At 47.1% G+C, this 2454-nt stretch carries 2 protein-coding genes; both read right to left on the bottom strand.

Annotation, left to right across the window (positions count from 1 at the left end):
• Positions 1-417 precede the first annotated feature (417 nt).
• The gene (locus D6694_08260; protein ID RMH42210.1) at positions 418-1191 is read right to left on the bottom strand and encodes a hypothetical protein; all 774 of its coding nucleotides are present in this window, start codon (positions 1189-1191) and stop codon (positions 418-420) included.
• Positions 1192-1643: 452 nt separating this feature from the next.
• Positions 1644-2180, bottom strand: coding sequence for a hypothetical protein (locus tag D6694_08255; GenBank protein ID RMH42209.1), 537 nt, complete (start codon positions 2178-2180; stop codon positions 1644-1646).
• Positions 2181-2454: the final 274 nt, after the last annotated feature.

Genomic DNA, 2454 nt, shown 5'->3' with positions numbered 1-2454 from the left:
TGCGACCAAACTACCTTTGAACATATCATTTCGGTGGGTGTTATTAAGGCCGGTATAGTACTGATGGTCACGACAAATTACAACTGCTTGTCGCTTCCATTGTTAGCCACAAATTATTTCCCGCGCGTCTACATGTGTTTCACGAGCCTCCTCTGCTGTTTCACATAAATTCTCATGCTCGCCCTCACGCGGCAGCATTGAGACTGTTAACATAACATCCAGTATAACTAGCTCTCTCCACATTTATTTCTTGACGGATGCGGGTCTGATATTCCTTCAATTTCTCACGCTTCGTGCCTTGCCTTCTGTTTTAGGCACAAACCCCTTGAAGAAAGCCGCAACGACCCCGAAAAATACCTGAGCCGTGAGCGATTAGGCTCGCCCTTGGATTCAAAAGTTCGCTTCAAACAAGATTCATTAAGATGAACGCCAGCGTGAGCAGAAAAAACCAGCGGGATATTTGTTCCTCCCAATCATCTCATCTGCTGCAATGTAAGCCATTAAGACGTGGTTGCCCCCAGACATGCCAACGAGAAGGCTGCGGTTGTGAAAACCGAGCCATCCAAGGGAAATATAACAAACCTGCCCCCACAATACGCCGCCCCAAAATACCAGCAGCGCGCTTCGCATAGAATAGAAGGCCACAATGGGGAACCATATAAACAACATCAGGTTGTTGAGAATACAATGCTTTAAACCCGAATGCACCGAAGGCCCAGTGAGAAGTCGCCATATTTCACCAGACACAACCTTGTCAATCATAGCGCCGTAGGAAAATGCCACGTCCTCTAAACTTTTCGATGGGAGCCTGCTAAAAAAGAAAGACAAGACCGCAATCACGATAACAAACCACAAGTTCCGTCTGGCCTGATCAATCACCGCAAGAAAAAATTCCGAGCGTTCCGCCAATGCATTTGGAGAAGGCGATGCCATGATGTTTGACAATACAAAAGAGGCCCAGAGGAACGCCGCGACCATGAGCCTGTGACCGGCACCATCGCCCCCTTGCCACAATAGAGCGAGCCCCGCAAAGAGAAGAATGCCGAACACCAGAATGTTTTGTTGCTTCCATTTGTCGTAAAGAATCTGTCCAAGTTCGGGGGCTCTCAATGAATGAACGAGCAATCGTGTATTGGGTGGCGATACCAATGTTTTGGAGAGACGTCGCCAGCCATCAGCAAGCTCTTGCAATTCCGCATACCGGATTCCGGTCGTCCAGGGTCATAACTCGCCAGTGGTCAACCTGCTTTGCTTCAAACGACAGGTTTCGCCACGCAGCTGGGACTGCCTGTGTCCTGACATAACATGCCTCCATACACATCAAAGGAATAAAATGCGGTGATTGCAGTACGCGGCCATCGCAGAACCACGCATGTGACGCCTTAGTCAAGGGCGAAGCAGAGAGCAGCAGCGCCGATCGCAGCGAGAGCTATCGCCGGAGCGCCAGCCGTCACCACAAGACCAGCAAGTGCCATCTCCAGATAGGCCCCCTCATCCGGTCTTAACTCGCCACCGGAAACCAAATCAATCTCATTCACATGCAATTCACGCATATCAGTTCTCCTTTATTTCTCTGCCACTTACCGCTCCATGGTGGCATTTCGGTTAATAACAACGACTCAGAATGCCCGGGCGATTGACAGTTAGAAAAACACTTTTTTCGAGGCCCTATTATGAACCCTCACCAAGCAAAAACGCTCTTTTTTTCTATATAACAATGAATCGTAGAACGACAGCACAAGGCTGATAGTGATAGCCGCGATCAGAATCGATGGATAGGAACTCTTTTCATGAATGATGTCAAGAAAATATATCGTCGTAATAAAGTAGATAAAAAATAGCTTTACTACGTTCGGAAAAAAATTTTCAAGGACAGGAGGTCGCATCGAAATGCCCAGCGTTGACAATGCCCTGTATGAGAGTGGATAAAACTCAATATCCAACAGCTTTTTTTTCACAGAGAGACAATCAAATCTTTGGCTGACACTGTCAATTTTGCAGAGGCTAGCAAGATAAAACATGGTATACAACGGAAAGATTATCAGCATTAAATCCCTATAAAGGGCAGAATCAGAAAACATCGCACTCAAAAATAATCCTAGAACCGAAAGCTGACCAGCATGCTGGTATAGCCTTTTCTGTTTCATGAGAACTCCGTTTAACAAAGGGGGTGAGACCATTTTGTCACTCCCCCTCGATCAGGGTCAACAGCATTACTATGTGTATGCGAATACTACGGAAATTCCCTGCCCCAGTGTAAGGCAACGCACCAAAACGTAGTCTAAACCATGATTGTCATGCGCCCTTGAGGCGAAACATGCTACGTCGCCTGTGTCAATCATATGGACATACAAAGAGGTGGTTTGGTATTGGGTTGGCCCCAACATTCAGGCGACATTTCGACCAAGAACAGCTAAAATCCCCCCATTCATGCTGAAAGCGATGCGAGCCATG

The sequence above is a fragment of the Gammaproteobacteria bacterium genome, from assembly GCA_003696665.1.
In the GTDB taxonomy this organism is placed as follows: Bacteria; Pseudomonadota; Gammaproteobacteria; order Enterobacterales.
Note: the sequence above shows the minus strand (reverse complement) of the source record. Positions and strands in the feature narration are given on the sequence as shown.

Coding starts and splice junctions, on each gene's coding strand:
- D6694_08255 (RMH42209.1), bottom strand. CDS start 2,180: ATGGTCTCACCCCCTTTGTTAAACGGAGTTCTCATGAAACAGAAAAGG.